Source organism: Pedobacter sp. 01N416, assembly GCF_056399685.1.
In genome coordinates this window covers 1-1539 of record NZ_JBFTRT010000832.1, presented here as the reverse complement: position 1 = coordinate 1539, position 1539 = coordinate 1, and the positions used below count along the sequence as shown (strand labels likewise).

Annotated in this window: 2 protein-coding genes; one reads left to right on the top strand and one right to left on the bottom strand. The window is 38.7% G+C overall.

Annotation, left to right across the window (positions count from 1 at the left end; translation table 11 throughout):
• Positions 1-187: hypothetical protein (locus tag AC1DND_RS27640; protein ID WP_477586030.1), on the bottom strand; the 187-nt coding region annotated here is incomplete at its 3' end.
• Between the two features lie 457 nt (positions 188-644).
• On the opposite strand from AC1DND_RS27640, the gene AC1DND_RS27635 reads away from it, so the two are divergent.
• Positions 645-1343, top strand: coding sequence for a DUF1826 domain-containing protein (locus AC1DND_RS27635; RefSeq protein WP_477586028.1), 699 nt, complete (start codon positions 645-647; stop codon positions 1341-1343).
• Positions 1344-1539: the final 196 nt, after the last annotated feature.

Here is a 1539-nt window from a genome sequence, read left to right as displayed (position 1 = left end):
TTGTGACGCCCTTTCCTATAGTTTGTTTGTATACCCTTTCATATTTATCACCAACAGCATTATTATCACAGCCTTCAAAGAACTCCAAAATATTAAAATACAGTTCGCCTCTTTGAAGTTGCTTGAGACGATCTTCACTCGAATACTTGATCAATGAAAGTAAAATTTCCTTACTATTAGTGTCCATCTATCTAAGATACAAATTACATTTAATATACTGCTCACCGCCTGCGAACTGAGAAAATGTGTGAGAATCAGTAGCTGCAAAGCAACAGGATTCGATCTATGTTTTAACACAAGCGTAGCGCAGCATTTTCGATTACGCATGGTGAGCTGAAAAGTGGAGCCTGACTAGATTTATCCAGGATAAAGCGAAGCAGATCCTAGATAAAGATAGAGAGAAGGCTCACGAAGGCATCTGCATTGCCAAAATTAAAACCATAACAGAAACTTATTGAATGGGTATTTCTTGTGGCGACCATAAACCACTTTTTCTTATGCCAGGAGACCACAAGGTGTATCCCAAACAGGCAAAAATGACTCCGATCAACCATGATTTTTGAAAAATAGATTTCATTTCCAACAATCCTCTGAGCTATTCCTTATTTTTGCTGGAGGTTATGGCCAAATAGCTTAATTAAGAAATGGATAATAGATTTTCTAACAGCAAACAGGTTGCGGTGGTTTCCACTTTTTCTCATCTTTTGAATACGAATTTTAAGGGAGATATAAATGCAATTTGCTGGCAGAGAGACCTGGTTGGCGACTTTAAGGAAATTGTATCCAAACTTGAACTGAAAGCGGACCTCACTGAAGTTTCTATGGAAGATCTCCATGCGCTTAAGCTATCGGAACAAGGTAGTATGGCAAGGGAAGTTATCTTAAGTGATTTTCAGTTGTTGGCAGACTCCGGAGCATCGCCTTCGCTCAATTTAATCAAAAGTTATCAGCGGGATGAGGAACTCGGTTTCATTTCAACAGATGTATATTCATTCCATGTAGACCGTTCGCCTATCGGTACGGATACTTTTTTATGTACCTATTATGGTGCGGCAAGTGAAATCATCGCTAATCATCAGGCTGAACAAAAAATCCTGGTCCCTGAAATCCGGCAAAAGCTCAAAGAGCTGCATAACGGTCCGGAATCGGAATTTGAAAGCTTTTTGATGGAACATTATTTTGACCTGCATTACCAGGCCAAAGCTGATGCAAGGCCTATTAATTTGGGATTGGGGCATTTATGGAGGTTGGCAGTAGATTATCCTGGTAAACAGGTTTTACCATGCGTGCACCGCGCACCCAACGAAAAAGATGGTGAGTATAGATTGCTTCTGATCTGCTAAAATTAAATTTTCTAATCTAATCCCCTTTATTAGCTGTTAATCAGATAGGTTACATCAGATTAATTATCTGCATGGCAATCTTTCTGTTTAAAAAATACCCCTCGAAAAGTTTCGTAGTTAACATTTCTGCTTACTAATTTAACATTACTGCTCTGTGGTCATGATATGGCATTGTAGTTTTGCATCATAAAAACAT

What these genes read in the sequence shown, in the direction of transcription:
- AC1DND_RS27635 (WP_477586028.1), top strand. Translation starts at nt 645, where the DNA reads ATGGATAATAGATTTTCTAACAGCAAACAGGTTGCGGTGGTTTCCACT.